Below are 18,295 nucleotides of genomic sequence, written 5' to 3'. Positions count from 1 at the left end.
CAGGTGAGCTGGCGGTCGCGCGAACGGCCCGCTGCCGGGCGCCGTGCACGTCACCGCGCTCGGCCCCGGGGCCGGGCCGCCGGCGGTCTTCGTGCACGGCTCCACGAGCTGGGGCGACGACCCCGTGTACGGGTTCGCGGCGCAACGTCCACTGACCGGCCGGTTCCGTCTGCTCCTGATGGACCGCCGGGGCTACGACGGCGATCCGGACGCCGGGGACAGGTTCCCCGGCGACTGCCTGGCCGCCGCCGACGACGTCGCCGAACTGCTCGGCGCGGGCGCGCACCTGGTCGGCCACTCCTACGGCGCCGTCGGCGCCATGATCGCGGCGGCGCGCCGGCCGGAGGTGGTGCGCTCGCTCACCTTGGTCGAGCCAGGCTGCTACCAGGCGGCCGCCGACCACCCCGCCGTGGCCGAGGCGCTGCGCGCCAACCACGCCGCCTACGCCGACCTTCCCGACCTGACGCCCGAGGAGTGGCTGCGGGCCGCCGCCGGCTCGACCGGCATGCCGGAGCCCGGCGCGGGCGATCGGCGGTTGCGCGCGGCCGCCACGGCACTGCGCGAACGCGTCTGCTGGGAGGCGGGCGTCCCGTTGCCGGCGCTGCGGGCGGCGTCCTTCCCCAAGCTGGCCGTCTCGGGCACCTGGGAGGGCGCAGCCGGGCCGTACCGGGAGCGCGGCGGCGTCCCTCATGGCCTGCGCACGGGTCACGGCCGAGCGGATCGGCGCCCGGCACGAGCAGGTGCCGGGCACCGCCCACGACCCGCACGTCGAGGCGCCGGAACGGCTGAACGCGCTGCTCACCGCCCTCTGGTCCGCCTGACTGCCCCGGAAGCGTCATGGCCGCGCCGGACGGGCGAGGCCCGTCAGGCCAGGAAGAACGCGGCCAGCGTGCGGGCGACCAGTGCGGGGTCGTTCTCCATGGGGATGTGACCGGCGTTCGCGACCCGCACCAGCGTGGTGTTCGGGACCTCGTCGGCGAACCGCTGCGCGTGGCCGACCTTCTGGAAGGTGTCGTCCTCGCCCCACACCAGCAGCTTCGGCACGTCGCAGGCGAGCAGGGCAGGCATGAGGTCGAGGGTGTAGCGGCTGTCGGCGGCGCCGGCCAGCGCCATCCAGGCCCGCCCCACGCGTGCTTCGCGCCACGGGTCGAGATAGTCGTCCAACTCTTCTTCGGCGACAGGCCGGGCCAGGGCGGTGGTGACGGCCACACGCCGGGCGGCGAGCAGGTCCTCCACGGTGGTGGCGGCGACCACGGCGGGGTCGCGGTAGCGCGCCACGCCGGGCACCGGCCAGGAGTCGTAGCTCACCGAGTTGACCAGCGCCAGCCGGGGAACCGTCAGCTCGCCGCCGGTCAGCAGATGCTGGGCGACCGCGCCGCCGATGTCGTGCCCGGCCACGCCCGCGGGCGCGTCCATGCCGAGTGCCGCCGCGAAGCGCGCCACCCAGGCGGCCAGTGCGGGCACGGTGGCCGTCTCCAGCGTCAGCTCCCCTTCCGAGCGGCCCAGGCCGGGGAGGTCGACGGCGACCGGCCGCAACCCGGCCGCGGCCAGGTCGTCGAGCACCGGCTGCCAGACACGGCTCCAGTACGTGCCGTGGAGCAACAGGACCTGCGGGCCGTGCTCGCCCGCCGTCAGATAACTGGCCGCGCGGCCGTCGACGTCGATCGTCATGCGTGTGGACATGGACATAACCATCTTGGAATGCGCAAAGGCCGGTCAAATACCACTTAGGGTATGGCCCCATGACGTTGACGCAGCTCCGAGCGCTGATCGCGGTGGCCGAGCAGGGCGGATTCACCGCGGCGGCGGACCTGCTCGGCATGTCCCAGCCCGCTGTCAGCCGCGCGGTCGCCAGTCTCGAACGCGAGCTCGGCGCCCCCCTGTTCGTCCGGCACACCGACGGCATCGCCCTCACCGAGGCCGGACGGCGCGCCCATCTTCGTGCTCGCGAGGCTCTGCGCCACTTCGACCTGATCCGCGCGGAGGTGGCAGCCGCCGCCGGTGAGGTCACCGGGCCGCTCCGGCTGGCCAGCCTGCCCAGCGCCACCGGCACCCTGATCGCCCACCGGTTGCGGGTCTTCACCGATCGTTACCCCCAGGTCCAGGTACGTCTGTTCGAGGGGGCCGACGACGACGTCCGCGGCTGGCTGCAAGGAGGCGCGGCCGAGGTCGGTGTGGTCACGCTCCCGGCCCCCGGCCTGCACACGATCCCGCTCAGCACGCACGAGATGGTTGCCGTGGTGCCGGCCGGCCATCACCTGGCCGGGCAGGAGACCGTCCACATCACCGACCTGACCGGGCAGCCGTTCATCCTCACCACGGCGGGCTGCCGCCCGCTCATCACCGAAGCGGCACGCCAGGCCGGCGCCCAGCTCGACGTCGCCCACGAGGCCGGCGGCCAATCGGCCATCCTCGAAATGGTGGCCGCGGGCCTGGGGGTCAGCATCGTGCCCACGCTCGGTCTGCCGCCCGAGCTCGGGCCGGTCGCGACCAGGCCGCTCGAACCGCGCCTCACCCGGACGCTCGCCCTGGCCGTCCTGTCGCCGAGCGACTGCGGGCCCGCCGTACGAGCCTTCCTCGACCTGGCCGAGCCCGGCTGAGCGGCTCCTTGCGGCGCTCGTCACGCTGGGAGAGCAGGATCGGCACGGACGCGGGCACCCTGTCGAGCCGGGTGAGCAGCTTCTCGATGAGGTGCGGGTCCATGATGATCCCGCCGGCGGCGACCCCGTGCAGGGCGGCCAGGACGGCCTCCAGATCGTGGGTGTCCTTCACGAGGTAGCCGACGCCGTTGCCGATCCGCATAGGGCGTAACGCCTGAACACAGCCGCCGCCCGACCCCGACTGCGGACATTCACCCGCGGCGTGGCTGCTTGAGCTGCCGATGGGCCGCGACGGTGGTCGCGGTGCGGACGAAGGCCACGAGTGCGGACGTTCGGTGTCCTTGTGGCCAGGCGAGGATGAGGGTGGTGGGCTCGGCGTCGGTGACGGGTACGCAGACCAGGTCGTCGCGGAGCTGGCCGCGTACGGAGGCGGGCACCACGGCGACCGCGCGGCCGAGCGCGACGAGCTGCATGAGTTGGCCGACGTCCTGTACGGACAGCCCGTTCGGGCTGCCGGCCGACCAGCGGGGCATCGTCTCACCGGTCAGGTCGGCGAGGCGCACGCTTGCCCGGCCGGCCAGGTGGTGGCGGTGGGGGAGGACGACGACCTGGTCTTCGGTCAGGAGTTCCGCGAAGTCGAGACCGGTCAGGTCGGTGTTCGAGCGGTGCAGCAGCCCGACGTCGGCGCGGCCGTCGCGGATCGTCCCGGCGCGCTCGTGGGCCGAGCACAGGACGATGTCGACCGGGACCGCGTCCGGGTCGACCTCGTAGGCGGCGCTGCTCAAGTCCCCGCCCGGTACCGCCGTCTGACCCGGGGCCGCCGGCTCTTCGTCGTTGGTCGATCATGGGAGTCTGTGGTCGTCCAGTGGTGGGGGTGCGCGGATGAGCTTCGTCGTCCTGAAGAGCACGGACCTGCCGGCCGAGGAACGATTCGGCTGGTGGTGCGACATGATCAGCCGGGATGTGGGGCCCACCCGCATCACGAGCGACCACATGGCCGACTTCCGTGCCACCGCCGGAGTCATCGACCTGGGCGTCGTCCAGCTCACCACCACCTCCTTCCCGGCGCTCACGTCGGCGCGGACCCCGGCGCTGATCCGCCGTTCCGACCCCGAGGCGTACGAGCTGACGCTGATCGTGGGCGGCGAGATGTGGATCTGCCAGAACCGGGACGACACCCGGATGACCACGGGCGACCTGGTGATGTGGCAGACCTCGCGCCCGTACGACGGCGGCGCCTTCGACGGGCCGCACCAGGCGAAGGCCATCATCATGCACCTGCCACGCGCCGGGCTGCCGCTGCCCGAACGGCAGGTAGACGGCCTCCTGTCGCGCAGGATGCCCGCCACCGGCGGGCTGAGTGCGGTGCTCGCCACCTACCTCAGGACCCTGGTGCGCGAGGTTCCCGCCATGTCACCCCAGGACGCCACGCGGCTGGGCGCGACCACCCTGGACCTGGCCCTGTCCTTCCTGGCCCATCGGCTGAACGCCCAGCACCGGCTGGCACCCGAGACCCGGGACCAGAGCCTCATGGCGCAGATCTGCGCGTTCGTCGAGCACAATCTGGGCGACGCCCGACTGGGGCCCGGGGTCGTCGCGGCCCGTCACCACATCTCCGTGCGTCACCTGCAGGTGCTCTTCCAACGTCAGGGCACCACCCTGACCGACTGGATCAGGCGGCGGCGCCTCGAACACTGCCGCGCCGACCTGGCTGATCCGCGGCTGCGCACACTGTCGATCCAGGCCGTCGCGGCCCGCTGGGGGTTCCCGCGTGCCGCCGACTTCAGCCGGTCCTTCCGTGCGGCGTACGGGATGTCGCCCAGGCACTACCGCCACAGCGTGACGGCGCTGCGGGAACCGCAGGGTGCGCCTGGTGCGTAGAAAGTCTGCGTCTCACGCTAACGACCGCGGCGCGCCGCCGTAGCAAGCTGTCGGCGCGTGGGCGATGAGCGAGGTCGGCCGCCACGGCGACGATGATCAGCATGCCCCGTGATCGTGCATCGTTCCTCGCCCACCAGGGAGTTCCGCGCGTATGGGACACGTTCTTCGCAACTTATTGACGATCATGCTCGCCTTATCGGTCATCTGGCCGTTGTCGCTGGTCAGCGCCACCACGGCGGTGGCGGACGCGGGGCCGTTCAAGGCGAAGGTCGACATCGACGGCCGGGGCAGCATGGACCCGGCCGACCGCGTCAGCACCGACGCCTACCTCGCCGACGCCGACGTCACCATCGTCTGCCAGGACACCGGTCCGGCGGTCGGCGGGAGCGCCGTCTGGGACTACACCACCAAGAAGGTGTGGGTGCCCGACACCTACGTGCGCACCGGGATCGACGGCTTCCTGCCCGACGTCCCCCGCTGCTTGTCCATCGGGATCGACGGCTACGCGAACAAAGGCTCGCTGCACGGACCGTACCGGGTCAAGGTCGACCTGGACGGCAGGGGCAGCGCCAACCCCGACGACCGGGTACGGATCGACGCCTACATGCGTGACAGCCAGATCCTCATCAAGTGCCAGGACTACGGCGGCGCCGTCAACGGCAGCACGCTGTGGGACTACACCTCCCAGGGTCTGTGGGTGCCCGACGTCCACATCAGCACCGGCACCACCGGCTGGATCCCCGGCATGCCCTCCTGCTCCTCGCTCGGCATCCCGGGCGGCGGCGGCACGCAGCCGGGCGGCGGCCGCCAGTTCCCGATCCGCACCACGCTCAACGGCTACCACGGCAAGAGCCTGGGCTCGGCCCGCGAGGAGGACAGGTACTCCGAGGAGAGCTACATCACCATCGTCTGCCAGGCCTACGGCGAGACGAACTACGGCGGCTCCACCGTCTGGGACAAGACCGTCGACGGGCTGTGGGTGGCCGACTACTACGTGCGCACCGGCTCCACCGACATCGTCATGAACCGCTGCGACAACGACGGCCCCTCGGGCGGCGGCGGGAACCGCTACCTGGTGCGCACCACGCTCAACGGCTACCACGGCAAGAGCCTGAGCTCGGCCCGCGAGGAGGACAGGTACGCCGGCAACAGCTACATCGCGATCGTCTGCCAGGCCTACGGCGAGTTCAACTACGGCGGCTCGGCCGTCTGGGACAAGACCTCCGACGGGCTGTGGGTGGCCGACTACTACGTCAAGACCGGCTCGTCCGACATCGTCCTGCCGCGCTGCGACAACGACCCCAAGCCCGCGGGCGGCGGTGGCGGCACGGGCAACCCCGGTACGCCGATGCCTCCGGGCAGCGGCACCGTCGACCGCGGCAACGTGCGCGACCAGATCGTCCGGGCCGCCTACAGCCAGCTGGGCGTCGCCGAGTGGGGCGACAACTGCAACCCCTACGGCTCGGGCGGCTCGGTCAAGTGCGGCTGGGCCTGGTGCAGCATGTTCGCGAGCTGGACGTGGCGGCACGCCGGCATCGACGTGTTCCTGCCCTACAGCGGCGACTTCTACTGGTGGGGCAAGAGCCGCGGCACGTTGCGCTCGCTCAGCGACATCCGCCCGGGTGACCTGGTGCTGTACGGCACGAGCGCGGGCAACAGCACCCATGTCGGCGTGGTGGTGGAGGCGGACGGCAACGGACTGATCACCACCATCGAGGGCAACTACGGCAACGCGGTCACGAAGGTCACCTCCTTCTCCCCGTACGGCGCCCACCCCGGCGGGCACGGCTCGCCGATCTACGCGGTGGTCTCGCCGCTGGCCGACTCCTCCACGGTCTGGGAGCGGTCCGGCGACCCCGGCTACGACGAGCCGGACAAGGAGAACTGCACCACCAGGCTCGACACCGTGCCCGGCGGCGGCTGGAACATGACCTGCCTGGAGTTCCGCAAGGAGCGCGGCTGGGAGGAGGTGCGCGGCGTCGCCTACGTCTTCCCGGCCAGGCCGACCGTCACCCGCGCGCACCTGAACCTGCGATTGTCCGACCTGCCGGGATCGGGCTCCAGTGTGGAGGTGCGCTGCGAGTCGGCCCTGCTGGACTCGGTACGGTCCTGTGCCACGGCCTGGCGTCCCCAGTTCATCGGAGCGGTGGAGTTGAGCGTCGCCTACGCCTTCAACGGCGACACCCAGAACCGCAACGTCGGCGACCTGCGCTTCCGCGGCGCGGCCCAGGAGAACAACACCTTCTGCGGGCCGGCGGCGATGCAGGCGGTGCTGTCCACCACCGGCGCCGATCCCGTGCCCTCCCAGCGGGAGATCGCCGACGAGGTCGGCACCAGCCAGCTCGGCACCCTGCCCACCAACATGGCCCACTACGGCAACACGATCGTCGGCTACACCTACAACCAGAACTACCTGCGCAACACCGACGAGGACAACGCGGTGGCCATCGCCAACACCTTCAGCGCGGTGTGGTGGTCGCTGACGACCAAGAGCCAGCCCTCCATCCTGCTCGCCAAGTCCGACTACCTGCCCTGGGTCGACGTCAACAACGGCCTGCTGCGGCACTACGTGGTCATCCACGGCTTCTCCACCCAGCCGACGGGCGGCGGCGGCCAGACGTACCGGTTCCGGGTGTGGGACCCGCAGGAGGCCAGGCACCACTACATGACGATCGACCAGATGGTCTACGCCATGCGCAACGCGATGACGCCGGGCCTGCTGCACCTGATCACCCCGAAGGCCAACCCGTGACCTGACGCCGGCAGCCCCCTGGAGCGCGCCGGGATCGCCATCCCCCGGCGCGCAGAAAGGCACCTGGCAGGACCCCGACCGATCCTCGACCAGCGCCGGCCTACCGTCCTTCCCACCAGGCACACCGACGAGGAAGGGACGATCTCATGGCTCCGGTCAGCCCACCGCCGGCTGCAGAGGAAGACGAAGATCCCCGATATCCCGCACTGGCAGCGGCCGGACCCCGCGTGGTCACCAGCGGCACCACCGTGCTGACCGGCCCCACGCTCACGGTCAAGTGCTGACCCCGCGACGGCGTCAGTCCTGGGTGGCGGCCTCGATGCTGCCGACGGTCAGGTCCGTCAGCGCCGCGATGGCCGTGGCGACGGTGGCGCGCCCCCGGTTCAGCTCCGCGGCGATCGCCTCGGCCGCGCCCAGCACGCCGACGCAGCGGAGCCGGAGGGCTTCCCGCGTGAGCCCGGAGTACGGCCGCAGGGCGGTGGCCATCAGGTCCGTGTAGTCGTCGAGCAGCTCGCGCTCGATCGCCTCCATCTCCTGGCTCCCCTTGAGCGCGGCCGAGACGGCCGTCCACTCCGGCATGTCGGTGGCGCAGGCGAAGTAGGCCGCGCTCAGGACGCGCGCGATCTCGCGGGGGACGGCCGGGGCGTCGCGCAGAGCCTTCTCCGAGGCGGCCCGGTGTCGTTCGTCGAGCCGCCGGTAGAGCGCGATCAGCAGGCCGGGACGGGTGCCGAAGTGGTCGTAGACGACCGGCCTGCTGACCCCGGCGGCCTCCGCCAGGCTGAGCAGCGTGAGGCTGTCGGTGCCGTGGGCGCGCACGATCGTCATGGCGGTGTCGAGCAGCTGCTCCCGCCTGGCCGGCTTGGACAGGCGAGCTGATCCCGTGGTCATCGTCCTCCCTTGCGTCGCCTCCCAGCTTAAGCTACAAAATGTAAGTTACAGAATGTAGGTTAGCGGGAGGACATCACCATGGAACACTCCGTACTGATCATGGGCGGATCCGGCCAGGCGGGCGCGGGCACCGCGGCCCTGCTGCGCCGGTGGTACCCGGAGTTGCCGCTGACGATCGCGGGCCGCGATCTCGGCCGCGCCCGGCGGGTCGCCGACGAGCTCGGCGGCGCGACAGCCGCGACCATCGACCTGCGCCGAGGGGACCTCGGCCTCCGGGGGGCCGATGGTTACTCGGCGGTCGTGGCGACGGTGTGGGACAGCCATCTGAACGGACTGCGTTTCGCGCAGGACCGTGGCCTGCCGTACGTCGGCATCTCCAGCGGCCTGGTCGACGTCGGCCCCGAGGTCGTCGCCGCCGGACTGCGGGCCGGCGCGGCGCCGATCCTGCTGGCCGGCCACTGGTACGCGGGGCTCGTCGTCCTCGCGGTGCTCGGCCTGGCCGGGGAGTTCGACCGGCTCGACACCATCGAGGTCGGCGGCGTGCTGGACGAACGGGACAGCGGCGGCCCCGCGGCCATCGCGGACATGGAACGCCTGCTGGCCGCCGCCTCGGCGGGGCATGTCCGCCGCGACGGCGTCTTCCGCTGGATCGGCGGCTCCGACGTGGAGGTGGAGGTCACCGACATCGACGGCACCGTGTTGCCCGGCCGGATCGTCCCCATCCTCGACGTGCCGAGCCTGGCCCTCGCGACGGGCGCGCCCAACGTCCGCTTCGCGTTCGCGGTCGGTGAATCGGCGGGCAGGCGGCGCGGCGGTCCGGCGTCCGCGGAGGTCAGGATCGACCTCGAAGGCGTGGACCACGCGGGCGCGCCGCTCAGGACGAGCCGCTACCTCTTCCACCCGGAGGGGCAGCGCCCCCTGACGGCGCTCGGCGTCGCCCTCGGCGTCGAGCGCCTGCTCGGCCTGCGCGGCGCCCCCGTGCCGCCCGGCCTCCACACCCCCGAGGCGTTGATCGACTCCGGCTACGCGGCCGAGCGGATGGCGGAGATCGGCGCCACCCTCACCGGCGCGCACGGCGATCGCTGACTCGGGTTCCGCGCGCCCGTCGCATCCATCATATTGAACGTTCGTACAAGTTGTACTAGCGTTCAACATGATGGGAGCGAGGGGGACCTGATGACGCAGCAACAGTTCACGCGAGCAGGGACGCGCCAGTGGGCGGGCCTGGGACTGCTGGCCATGCCGACGGTGCTGCTGGGGCTGGACGTGACCGTCCTGTACCTGGTGGCGCCGAGCATGGCGGCCGACCTGTCACCGTCGGCCACCCAACTGCTGTGGATCATGGACGCCTACGGGTTCCTCGTCGCCGGGTTCCTGATCACCATGGGCACGCTGGGCGACCGGATCGGGCGGCGCCGGTTGCTGAAGGCCGGGGTGATCGCCTTCGCCGCGGTCTCGGTGTTCGCCGCGTTCGCCCCCACGGCCGAGCTGCTGATCCTCGCGCGAGCCCTGCTGGGGGTGGCCGGGGCGACGCTCATGCCCTCCACGCTGTCGCTGATCTCGAACATGTTCCCCGACGCGCGTCAGCGCGCGGTCGCGATCGGGGTCTGGGCCACGATGTTCGCGCTCGGCATGGCCGCCGGGCCGATCGTGGGCGGAGCTCTGGTGGACGCCTTCTGGTGGGGAGCGCCGTTCCTGGCGGCGGTGCCCGTCGCCGTCGTCGTCCTGGCCGGGGCGCGCGCCCTGCTACCCGAGTACGTGGCCCCGTCCAGCGGCCGGCTCGACCTGGTCAGCGTGGGCCTGTCCCTGGCGGCGATCCTTCCGGTCATCTACGCCGTCAAGCACATCGCCTCCGACGGTCCCGGCGGCCCGGCCCTCCTCTGTGCGGTGGCGGGCGTTCTGGCCGCGATCGTGTTCGTACGCCGCCAACGCCACCTCCCCGATCCGCTGCTGGACGTGGCACTGTTCGGCAACCGGGCCTTCGTCGTGGCCCTGGGCGTGCTGCTCATCGGCCTGGTCGGAGTCGGGGGCTCGATGTACCTGGTCACGCAGTACCTTCAGCTCGTCGAGGGGCTCACGCCCTTCGAAGCAGGGCTCTGGATGGGGCCGCCGGCGTTGGCGATGTTCGCCGCCGCCATCGGTGCTCCGCTGGTCGCCCGGCGCTTCCGCCCCGGCTCGGTCATGGGCGCCGCCCTCGGGGCGTCCCTCGCCGGCTACGCGCTGCTCGCCACCGCGGGACTCGACGACGAGGTGTCCGTGGCGGTCGGCTTCACGTTCGTCTATCTCGGGCTGGGCGCCCTCGCCGCCCTGGGCACCGACATGGTGGTGGGCGCGGTGCCGGCAGCGCGATCCGGGTCGGCGGCGTCGATCTCCGAGACGGTGCAGGAACTCGGCATCGCCATCGGCGTCGCCCTGCTCGGCAGCCTCACCACCGCCGTCTACCGCAATCGGGTGACGGTGCCCGAAGGTCTGACGCCGGAGAGCTCCAGCGCCCTCACCGACAGCCTGAACGCGACCGCGGTGATCACCGACAGCCTTCCGCCCGGGACCGTCGAGGCGGCCCAGCGGGCCTTCACCACCGGGCTCAACGTCGCTTCCCTGGTCGCGGGGGTCGCCATCGCCGCCGCCACGGCGCTGTGTCTAGGGATGCTGCGTCACGTGCCCGCGCTCGGGGAGACGCAGAACCGCGACACCGGCGTCTGAACGATGGTCCGACTATCCTGGACGTCGTGCCGAGGAGCAGTAAGGACGACACCGCCGACGACAGCGAGCACGTCGACGGACGCCGCGCGCGTGGCGAGAAACGGCGCGCCGAGATCATCGAGGCCACCCTTGCCGTGGTCACCCGCGACGGCGCGGCCGGCGTCACCCATCGCACGGTCGCCAAGCAGGCCGGCACCACGACGTCCCTGAGCATCTACTACTTCGCCACCCTCGACGACCTGCTCGTCGCCGCCCTGACGACGGTCGCCGACGCCTACACCGCCAGCATCCGCGACATCATCGACAAACCCGGCGACAAGCTCAGCGGCCTGGCCCACCTCATCGCCGAATCCGCTGGCTCCGGACGTGAACGCGCCCTGGCCGAACGCGAGCTGGCGACCCTGGCCGCCCGCCGCCCCGCACTGCGACCCGTGGCACGACGCTGGCGGCAGAACATCGCCGAACTCGCCACCACGCTGACCGACGACCCCGCGGCCGTCGCCGCCCTCGTCGCGGCCTCCGACGGGCTGTGCACCGCGATCCTCCTCGACAACGTGCCCGCCGACCCGGCTCACATCCAAGCCGTCCTGCAACGAGCCGTCCGCAACTGAGCTGGTGGCCGAGGAGGGACGCCTCCTCGCGACATCGGGATCAGCCGGACTCCGCGAGGAGATGCACGACACCGGCCGGGTTCCTGATCCAGTGGGTTCGGGAATCGAGACCCTCCAGGGGTTCGACCTCGTCACACGGGTGGATACCGAGGTCGGCCAATTGGGCCGCTGCCGCGTCCAGGTCATCGGTGTGCAATTGCAGCCACAGATCGGGCCGGCTGTAGTTGTCGACGCAGTCGAGCCACAGCGTATTGGGGCCGAACCGCACCGAATGGGTTCTCGAGACGGTCGGTGCGTAGGAGACGTCATCCTCCTTGACCTCGAAACCCAGGGTGTCGCGGTAGAAGGCGACAGTGGCCTCGTACTGTGCCTTGGGGATCTTCATGGCGATGTTCAGGCCGGCGGTGAATGCAGGCTTGCTCATTGTTGTTCGACTCCTTTCGTGTCGCGCTTCGGCGGGCCGGCCGAGGCGCTTGGCGGCTGAGCGGCAACCGTCGCGCCAGATCCGTGACGGTTGCGGGCCCGGCTCGTCCGAGCTCCTCCAGCGACGCCCGCCCCTCCGCATCAGGCCACCCTTATTCGCAACCTGTAGGTTGCCATTTATGGCAACCTACAGGTTGCGATCGGTGCCCACAAGCCCGGCCCGGAGGGCGGGCTTCTGCTCCAGAACGGCTTCACGTCATGCGGAGGATGACCTTGCCGGTGGTGCGGCGGGCGGTCAGCGCGGTGAGGGCGGTGGCGGCCTGGTCGAGCGGGTATTCGGCGCCCACCATCGGATGGACGCGTCCCGCGGCGGCCAGGGCGAGCAGGTCGTGGAGCGGCGCGGCGGCACGGCTGCCGGGGAGGCGCAGGTGGGCGCCCAGCCAGTAGCCGCCGACGGCGATGTTGCGCTCGCTCAGGATCCCGGGGTCGATGGGGGCGGCGTCGATCCCGCCGGAGGTGCCGTAGGCGACCAGGCGGCCGAAGGGGGCCAGCACATGAGGGGCCGCCTCGAAGACGGGGCCGCCGACGGCGTCGAGGATCACGTCGGCGAGGGCGCCGCCGTTGGCTTCGCGGACGCGCTCGGCGTAGCCGTCGGCCTCGCCGGGGACGGCGGCGTCGGCGCCGAGCCGGAGGACCAGGGCACGTTTGCCGGGGGTGGAGGCGGTCCCGATGACCCGTCCGGCGCCGAACTCCCTGGCCAGCTGGATCGCCAGGTGGCCGACGCCTCCGGCGGCGGCGTTGACGACGACGGTTTCGCCGGGGCGGACCCGCGCGGCCGTACGCAGCAGGTGCCAGGCGGTCAAGCCCTGGACCAGGAGGGCGAGCGCGACACCCGCGCAGAGGTCCTCGGGGATCTCGACCGGATCCTTGACCAGCGCCTTGGTGGCGAAGGCGCCGGCGGCGAAGGCGAGCATGCGGCGACCGTCCGGGGCACGGCCGACGACCTCACCGCCGGGGATGAACGGCAGTTGCGGCGGCAAGTAGGTGCCGCGCAGGCGTTCGGCGTCGGCGAAGTTGAGACCGGCGGCCTCGACGTCAAGGAGGATCTGGCCGGGGCCCGGCGCCGGGTCGGGAAGGTCGGCGGAGGTCAGGACATCGGGTTCGCCAAGGCGTTCGGCAATCATCGCTCTCATGCCGTAGACGCTAGGAGCCGCACGGTTACGCAGGTAGCGGGCGGGATTTGTGGATGAGGCGGAATGCATGAAGATTCTTCATGCATTCCGTGGCCGAACTTCGCGTGCTGGTGGCGGTGCCGGGTCAGGCCGTGCTCCGGGGCGGGCGGGCCCTTCGCTGTGTCCGGAGGATTGAAAGCGCGTTGCAGGCGGCCTGCCGCTCAATGGTGGTCAAGTCCCCATACAACAGGAGGTTCCGATGAACCGCAGCCTGCGCACCCTGTTCGGCCTGACCGCCACCGCCGCGACCATCGCCCTGACCGTCCCGGCCATGAGCAACGCGGCGAGCGCGTCACCGGCCTCGCCTTCCGACCTCAACGACACCAGCCACGCCCAGGACCTCGCGCGGGCGCGCTCCTTCCTGTTCACCTACACGTTCAACGACCACCTCAAGGTCGCCGGCGGCAATTTCACCGCCGACCGCCGCGTCTTCGTGACCGTCAAGTTCAACAACGGCGTCACGAAGTTCTCCAGGTGGGTGATCGCCCGCACCCACCCCGTCACACCCGGCGGCGCCATCTACGTGGAGACGACCATCGCCGCCCCCTGCTCCGGAAGCAAGAACGGCTACGCGCAGGCCTACGACGAGGCCACCCGCACCTGGTCCCCGCGCCTGCCGGTGACGATCTGCCAGCGCATCGACTGAGAGGGCGGCCTTCCCGCCAGGGGAGATCCGCCAGGTTGCCCTGTCAGGGCGAGAGCCGCTCCGCCTGCCGCCTCGGTACTGTGGCTTCGCATGACCGACACTGAGATCGAGATCACCGCTGACCTGGTCCGCGACTTGCTGCAGGAGCAACATCCAGACCTTGCCGGGCTGGCCGTCCGTGAGGTGGCGGGTGGTTGGGGCAACCAGATGTGGCGCCTCGGGGACGAGTTGGCGGTGCGCATGCAGCGTATGGACCCCACCCCGGAGTTCCAGCTCAAGGAGCGGCGGTGGCTACCCGTGCTGGCCCCGCGCCTGCCGCTGCCGGTGCCGGTCCCTGTACGGTTCGGCGAACCGTCCGGGCGCTTTCCCAAGCACTGGACCGTGATGACGTGGGTTCCCGGCGAGCCGCTGGACCACGGCTCGATCAGCAGGGGCGCCCACGCGGCCGACACGCTGGCGGGCTTCCTCAGGGCGCTTCATGTGGAGGCGCCCGCCGAGGCCCCGGCCAGTGCGGACCTCGGCGCTCCCCCCGAGAGGTGCACGAGCGGCTTCGAGCAGTTCTTGCAGGCCGTCGACCCCGACGCCGTCGGTGATGTCGGCGCCGTCCGTGCCGTGTGGGCGGATGCGGTCGCCGCCCCCGCGTGGGAGGGCCCGCCGGTGTGGGTGCACGGCGACCTCCATCCCGCGAACGTCGTCGTCTCGGACGGAACGCTCGCGGGCATCGTCGACTTCGGTTCCTTGTTCGCCGGCGATCCGGCGTGGGACCTCGCCGCCGCATGGGTGCTGCTCCCCGCGGACACGGCCGCCCGGTTCTTCGACGCGTACGGGCTTGCGGACCAGGCGGCGATCCGGCGCGCCCGCGGGCTGGCCGCCATGAAGAGCCTCTTCCTGATGCTCATGGGGCAGAACGGAGATCGCGGCCTTCCCGGCGGCAAGCCGAACTGGGGACCCGCAGGCCGGGCGGCACTTGATCGCGTGCTGAAGGGCGTTTGACGGCTGACCCGGTCGGATCGGAACGCGTCCTGGGCGCCGAGCACCCCGCCACCCTGCTCACCCGGCACAACCTCGCCTATTGGACGGAGCAGGCGGCGGAGCCGGGTGGCGGGTGACGCACGGATCCCGGTCCGCGAGGCATCCGAGCGGCGTGCCGCGCCGGATCACTCCGGGTCCGGGTGCGCCGTCCCGCGTTCTCCGCGCAGCCGGGCCGGGTCGACCTCGGTCGCGGCCGTCCTCCCGTCCAGTCGCCGGCCTTTCCCGTACGCCGCGGCGAAGGCTTCCTCGCCCAGCGCGGACCGCCCTCGGCGGCCGAGCTCGCCGACCTGCCGATCGGTGTGGTCATGAGCCCCGCGCAGCCGGGACGCGGCGCCGAGCAGCACTGCCGAGTCGTGATGCCGCCCGTGCGCCTCGGCGTACGCGGCGGCGTTCACCGCCACCAGCGACAGGATCGGCAGGTCCCGGGTCTGCAACGCTGTCGTTCGTGACCTGATCGGCACCCGTGACGGAACGACCTACGTGTTCGAGAGGACATCGGGATCGTCGATCCGCTACGACCTCGGCGGCGACCACCCGCTGACCGGCCGCAACGCCCCGGACCTCCGTCTCGGGGACGGCACTCGCCTCGGCGACCTGATGCGGGACGGACGAGGCGTCGCACTCGACCTCAGCATCGACCGACGCCTGCGCGAGCCGGCGACGGGATGGGAGAGCCGGTTCCGGTACGCGGCCGGGCCGGCGAGGGACGACCTCGGAGCGGCTGCGGTGCTCGTCCGGCCTGACGGCGTGGTCGCCTGGGCAGGTGATCCCGTCCCTGATCGTGAGGGGTTCGAGCGGGCCGCGAGCCGCTGGTTCGGTCGTCCGGCGATCGGATCCGGATCCGGAGCCGGCTGAACGGCGCGGCACTCGACCGATGTGAACCTTTCCTCAACCGATCTCCAGGAGAACCACATGACGATCACCCTCCGCCCGGGCAGCACCGTGATGTTCACCGGCGACTCCATCACCGACTGCCGGCGGCTGGAGAGCGAGGAGGGCCTCGGGTCCGGCTACCCGCTGCGCATCGCGGGGGAGTGGGGTCTCCGGCACCCGGACCGGCCCGTGACCTGGGTGAACGCCGGGAACGGGGGCGACAAGGTGATGGATCTCGAAGCCCGCTGGCAGGCGGACGTGCTCGACGCGCGCCCCGACGTGGTGTCGATCCTCGTCGGTGCCAACGACATGGGCTGGCACACGTACGACCCCGACGGCTACGTGATCACCGCGGAGGACTACGCGGCAGGTTACGACCGCCTGCTCGCGCCCCTCGCCGCGGCCGGCGTCGCCCTGATCCTCATCGAACCGTTCCTCCTGCCGATTCGCGGCCTCGTCGAGGTCGGCCCCGCACACGTCGGCGAGGAGGAGCGGAAGGAGTGGCGCGCCGACCTGGACCCGAAGATCCAGGCCGTGCGCGAGCTCGGCCGCCAGTACGGCGCGCACCTGCTCGCCGCGGACGGCATGTTCGCCGAGCTCGCCGCGACGACCCGGCCGGAGCACTGGGCCGTGGACGGCGTGCACCCGACACCGGCCGGTCACGCCGCACTCGCGGCGGCCTGGTTGCGCCTGGTGGCGTGACCGCGCCTCGCGACCCGGCCGGAGCTCGCTGACCGGCGCCGACGCCATGACGGGCGCCACGAGTTGCCGCCGAGGGGCGTCACCAGTCCACCGCCCGTGATGACGGTTCCCGCCGGGCAGGCGGCGCTTCCTGTGTTGAGCCCGGACGTCAGCGTGTGCGGGGTCCGGATGATCTGGGTCGGTCCGGGAGGTCCGGGCGGGCCGGGGCGTCCCGGCGGGCAGGCGTGCGGGCAGGGGCGCTTTCCGTCGCCGTCGTCGGCCGCGGCATGGGCCGTCGACACGGCCCCATCAGCAGCGCCGGTACGGCAGTGGTGCTGGTTCTGCAGCTGCCACATGGGACTGCGTGCTGCTGTCGGTGATGGTCGACGACGCGGCGCGGGCGGTTGTCGCGCAGGCGGACGGGAGGCTGTACGGCTACTGGCTCGGATACTCCGTCCCGGCGCAGTTCAGCGCGACCGGCCCGGCGGGGATCGTCGCACCGGGCGGTCGCCGGCACGCGCGCTGTCCGGCAGGCGGCCGACCGGCCCTGGCCGTGGCGGATCGACATTCCGATCACCTCACGCGTGCCGATCCACCAGCGGGATCGGCAGCCGGCGCAGCGTCGGCACGACCAGGCCGAGCTGGACGCCCAGCGCGTCGGGGTCCACCGTGTCGAGCGGTTTGAGCGCGACCGCCCCGAGCCTGGCCCAGGCGGCGCCACCTGGCGAACCCGGCTGGTCGCGGACGGCGGCGAGCGTGACGTGCGGGCGCAGTTCGAGGTCGCCGAGCAGCCGCTGCCAGTCGTGCCGGCGCGGGCACGGCGCTACCTCCCCGCCCAGGCCCGGCGGGTGCGGCGGACGGTCGCCGATGACCAGCAGCGCCGTCCGCCGCGGGCGGCCGGAGGCGTCGAGCCGGCGGACGACCACGGCCAGCATGTCCTCGACCTGGGCGGCACGCGGGTATCCGAGCTCGGCGGCGCCCAGCCAGCCCAGCGCGGCCAGGGCCTCCTCGGGCGTGGCCAGCCAGTTGGTGACGACCACGCCCTCGCGGCGGCCATGCCGGTCGAACCGGTGTCCTCCGTAGGCCAGCAGGCCGACGCGGAGCGTCCCGGGCAGCGGGAGCCGTCGGTGCGCGGTCCTGATGACCTTCTCGGCGCAGTCGAGCCGCGCGGCGACGCGGGCGGCGGGCCCGGAGACCTCGATCGCGCAGACGAGATGCACCGGCTCGACGGGATCGAGCGCGGCCGGGACCGCGTCCATCAGCTCGGACACACTGCGCGGGTCGGGGACCAGACCGGCGGGCGCCAGGAACTCGACGTCGCCCGGCCCCCGGAGCCTGGCCGTGACCCGGTGCGGGCCCGGCCGCAGCGGCGCTGACCTGGCCGAGAGCAGGACGGGCGTGGAACCGTCCGAGGTGATCACTGCGAACACCAGGCCGTGTTCGGCCTCGCCGCGTACGGTCAGCGCCGCGACGTCGCCGCGCCGCGAGCCCGCCTCGAACAGCACCCTGGAGGTGAGCCTGATCTGCCCGGTGCCCGGGTCGACCTGGGCGGCGAGCAGGCCGTGGGCGCGCCTGATCGGGGTGGCGGCGATGGCCTGCGTGAGGAGTTCGCCCACGTCGGCACCTGTGGCGACCAGGACCGGGGCGTCGGGGTGCCTGGCGCGCAGCCGGCGCAGCGCCGCCGCGGCCTGCGGCTCCGTCGGGGCGTGCGGCTCCGTCGGGGCGGTGTCGACGAGGAGCACGTCGTCGCCCGTACCCGGGGTTCCGCCGGCCGGCGAGAGCCGCGGTATGCCCACGTCATCGATCTCGACACGGAAGGCCGCGACCCCGGCCCTCCCCGGTGCGAGAACGGTGAGCGACCGGCCCGGCGGGAGTCCTGCGACAGCGGTGGAAAGCGCCTCGCACATTGCCGCATGCTCTCATACCAGGCCCGTGCGCTGGATTAGGATGCTCACACGGACGGCGGCAGCGCC

18 protein-coding genes are annotated in these 18,295 nt (G+C 72.1%); 11 read left to right on the top strand and 7 right to left on the bottom strand.

Annotated features, from left to right (window positions below; genetic code table 11):
* The first annotated feature begins 43 nt into the window (after nt 1–43).
* Nucleotides 44–931, top strand: a complete 888-nt coding sequence (locus ABZ444_RS15045; RefSeq protein ID WP_357996089.1) for an alpha/beta hydrolase — start codon at nt 44–46, stop codon at nt 929–931.
* On the opposite strand, the gene ABZ444_RS15040 is transcribed toward ABZ444_RS15045, so the two are convergent.
* Entirely contained in the window at nt 865–1,683 is an 819-nt protein-coding gene (locus tag ABZ444_RS15040) for an alpha/beta hydrolase (RefSeq protein ID WP_357996086.1), read from the bottom strand. The two genes, ABZ444_RS15045 and ABZ444_RS15040, sit on opposite strands and share 67 nt — an antisense overlap.
* 59 nt (nt 1,684–1,742) lie before the next feature.
* Here ABZ444_RS15040 and ABZ444_RS15035 point away from each other — a divergent pair, with 59 nt between their 5' ends.
* The gene (locus ABZ444_RS15035; RefSeq protein ID WP_357996083.1) at nt 1,743–2,600 is read left to right on the top strand and encodes a LysR family transcriptional regulator; all 858 of its coding nucleotides are present in this window, start codon (nt 1,743–1,745) and stop codon (nt 2,598–2,600) included.
* A gap of 251 nt (nt 2,601–2,851) precedes the next feature.
* Here ABZ444_RS15035 and ABZ444_RS15030 read toward each other — a convergent pair whose 3' ends face one another.
* Nucleotides 2,852–3,385 carry a LysR substrate-binding domain-containing protein gene (locus ABZ444_RS15030; protein ID WP_357996080.1) on the bottom strand — a complete coding sequence of 178 codons (534 nt, stop codon included), beginning with the start codon at nt 3,383–3,385 and terminating at the stop codon, nt 2,852–2,854.
* 97 nt (nt 3,386–3,482) lie between these two features.
* Between ABZ444_RS15030 and ABZ444_RS15025 the strand changes: the two genes are divergently transcribed.
* Together ABZ444_RS15025 and ABZ444_RS15020 are read left to right on the top strand one after the other, a co-directional pair.
* The gene (locus ABZ444_RS15025; protein ID WP_357996077.1) at nt 3,483–4,481 is read left to right on the top strand and encodes a helix-turn-helix domain-containing protein; all 999 of its coding nucleotides are present in this window, start codon (nt 3,483–3,485) and stop codon (nt 4,479–4,481) included.
* 184 nt (nt 4,482–4,665) lie between these two features.
* Nucleotides 4,666–7,233, top strand: coding sequence for a C39 family peptidase (locus ABZ444_RS15020; protein ID WP_357996074.1), 2,568 nt, complete (start codon nt 4,666–4,668; stop codon nt 7,231–7,233).
* Nucleotides 7,234–7,530: 297 nt separating this feature from the next.
* On the opposite strand, the gene ABZ444_RS15015 is transcribed toward ABZ444_RS15020, so the two are convergent.
* The gene (locus ABZ444_RS15015; RefSeq protein WP_357996071.1) at nt 7,531–8,121 is read right to left on the bottom strand and encodes a TetR/AcrR family transcriptional regulator; all 591 of its coding nucleotides are present in this window, start codon (nt 8,119–8,121) and stop codon (nt 7,531–7,533) included.
* Between the two features lie 78 nt (nt 8,122–8,199).
* On the opposite strand from ABZ444_RS15015, the gene ABZ444_RS15010 reads away from it, so the two are divergent.
* The 3 genes from ABZ444_RS15010 to ABZ444_RS15000 all read left to right on the top strand — a co-directional run bounded on the left by ABZ444_RS15010 (nt 8,200) and on the right by ABZ444_RS15000 (nt 11,435).
* The gene (locus ABZ444_RS15010) at nt 8,200–9,207 is read left to right on the top strand and encodes a hypothetical protein (protein ID WP_357996068.1); all 1,008 of its coding nucleotides are present in this window, start codon (nt 8,200–8,202) and stop codon (nt 9,205–9,207) included.
* A 90-nt stretch (nt 9,208–9,297) separates the two neighbouring features.
* On the top strand, nt 9,298–10,824 hold the full coding sequence (locus ABZ444_RS15005) for an MFS transporter (protein ID WP_357996065.1): 1,527 nt from the start codon (nt 9,298–9,300) through the stop codon (nt 10,822–10,824).
* A gap of 26 nt (nt 10,825–10,850) precedes the next feature.
* Nucleotides 10,851–11,435 (top strand): TetR family transcriptional regulator, encoded by a 585-nt coding sequence (locus ABZ444_RS15000; RefSeq protein WP_357996062.1) that lies wholly within the window; start codon nt 10,851–10,853, stop codon nt 11,433–11,435.
* A gap of 40 nt (nt 11,436–11,475) precedes the next feature.
* Here ABZ444_RS15000 and ABZ444_RS14995 read toward each other — a convergent pair whose 3' ends face one another.
* Together ABZ444_RS14995 and ABZ444_RS14990 are read right to left on the bottom strand one after the other, a co-directional pair.
* On the bottom strand, nt 11,476–11,859 hold the full coding sequence (locus ABZ444_RS14995) for a VOC family protein (protein ID WP_357996059.1): 384 nt from the start codon (nt 11,857–11,859) through the stop codon (nt 11,476–11,478).
* A gap of 250 nt (nt 11,860–12,109) precedes the next feature.
* Entirely contained in the window at nt 12,110–13,051 is a 942-nt protein-coding gene (locus ABZ444_RS14990; RefSeq protein WP_357996057.1) for a zinc-binding dehydrogenase, read from the bottom strand.
* Nucleotides 13,052–13,289: 238 nt separating this feature from the next.
* Between ABZ444_RS14990 and ABZ444_RS14985 the strand changes: the two genes are divergently transcribed.
* Entirely contained in the window at nt 13,290–13,736 is a 447-nt protein-coding gene (locus tag ABZ444_RS14985; RefSeq protein WP_357996054.1) for a hypothetical protein, read from the top strand.
* 90 nt (nt 13,737–13,826) lie between these two features.
* On the top strand, nt 13,827–14,729 hold the full coding sequence (locus tag ABZ444_RS14980; RefSeq protein ID WP_357996051.1) for a phosphotransferase: 903 nt from the start codon (nt 13,827–13,829) through the stop codon (nt 14,727–14,729).
* Nucleotides 14,730–14,893: 164 nt separating this feature from the next.
* On the opposite strand, the gene ABZ444_RS14975 is transcribed toward ABZ444_RS14980, so the two are convergent.
* On the bottom strand, nt 14,894–15,202 hold the full coding sequence (locus tag ABZ444_RS14975) for a hypothetical protein (protein ID WP_357996048.1): 309 nt from the start codon (nt 15,200–15,202) through the stop codon (nt 14,894–14,896).
* A gap of 46 nt (nt 15,203–15,248) precedes the next feature.
* Here ABZ444_RS14975 and ABZ444_RS14970 point away from each other — a divergent pair, with 46 nt between their 5' ends.
* Together ABZ444_RS14970 and ABZ444_RS14965 are read left to right on the top strand one after the other, a co-directional pair.
* Complete coding sequence (locus ABZ444_RS14970) at nt 15,249–15,623, top strand: hypothetical protein (protein WP_357996045.1); 375 nt, start codon at nt 15,249–15,251, stop codon at nt 15,621–15,623.
* 57 nt (nt 15,624–15,680) lie between these two features.
* Nucleotides 15,681–16,343, top strand: a complete 663-nt coding sequence (locus ABZ444_RS14965; protein ID WP_357996042.1) for an SGNH/GDSL hydrolase family protein — start codon at nt 15,681–15,683, stop codon at nt 16,341–16,343.
* A gap of 557 nt (nt 16,344–16,900) precedes the next feature.
* Here the strand turns inward: ABZ444_RS14965 and ABZ444_RS14960 are convergent.
* Nucleotides 16,901–18,064, bottom strand: a complete 1,164-nt coding sequence (locus tag ABZ444_RS14960; RefSeq protein ID WP_357996039.1) for a hypothetical protein — start codon at nt 18,062–18,064, stop codon at nt 16,901–16,903.
* Nucleotides 18,065–18,295: the final 231 nt, after the last annotated feature.

This window comes from Nonomuraea sp. NPDC005730 (genome assembly GCF_040630865.1).
Taxonomy (GTDB): domain Bacteria; phylum Actinomycetota; class Actinomycetes; order Streptosporangiales; family Streptosporangiaceae; genus Nonomuraea.
The sequence above is the reverse complement of the archived record's forward strand: the minus strand, read 5'-3'. Positions and strand labels throughout refer to the sequence as shown.

Coding starts and splice junctions, on each gene's coding strand:
- ABZ444_RS15005 (WP_357996065.1), top strand. CDS start 9,298: ATGACGCAGCAACAGTTCACGCGAGCAGGGACGCGCCAGTGGGCGGGC.
- ABZ444_RS15035 (WP_357996083.1), top strand. CDS start 1,743: ATGACGTTGACGCAGCTCCGAGCGCTGATCGCGGTGGCCGAGCAGGGC.
- ABZ444_RS14965 (WP_357996042.1), top strand. CDS start 15,681: ATGACGATCACCCTCCGCCCGGGCAGCACCGTGATGTTCACCGGCGAC.
- ABZ444_RS15015 (WP_357996071.1), bottom strand. CDS start 8,121: ATGACCACGGGATCAGCTCGCCTGTCCAAGCCGGCCAGGCGGGAGCAG.
- ABZ444_RS15020 (WP_357996074.1), top strand. CDS start 4,666: ATGCTCGCCTTATCGGTCATCTGGCCGTTGTCGCTGGTCAGCGCCACC.
- ABZ444_RS15040 (WP_357996086.1), bottom strand. CDS start 1,683: ATGTCCACACGCATGACGATCGACGTCGACGGCCGCGCGGCCAGTTAT.
- ABZ444_RS15010 (WP_357996068.1), top strand. CDS start 8,200: ATGGAACACTCCGTACTGATCATGGGCGGATCCGGCCAGGCGGGCGCG.
- ABZ444_RS14995 (WP_357996059.1), bottom strand. CDS start 11,859: ATGAGCAAGCCTGCATTCACCGCCGGCCTGAACATCGCCATGAAGATC.
- ABZ444_RS14990 (WP_357996057.1), bottom strand. CDS start 13,051: ATGAGAGCGATGATTGCCGAACGCCTTGGCGAACCCGATGTCCTGACC.
- ABZ444_RS15025 (WP_357996077.1), top strand. CDS start 3,483: ATGAGCTTCGTCGTCCTGAAGAGCACGGACCTGCCGGCCGAGGAACGA.
- ABZ444_RS14980 (WP_357996051.1), top strand. CDS start 13,827: ATGACCGACACTGAGATCGAGATCACCGCTGACCTGGTCCGCGACTTG.
- ABZ444_RS14985 (WP_357996054.1), top strand. CDS start 13,290: ATGAACCGCAGCCTGCGCACCCTGTTCGGCCTGACCGCCACCGCCGCG.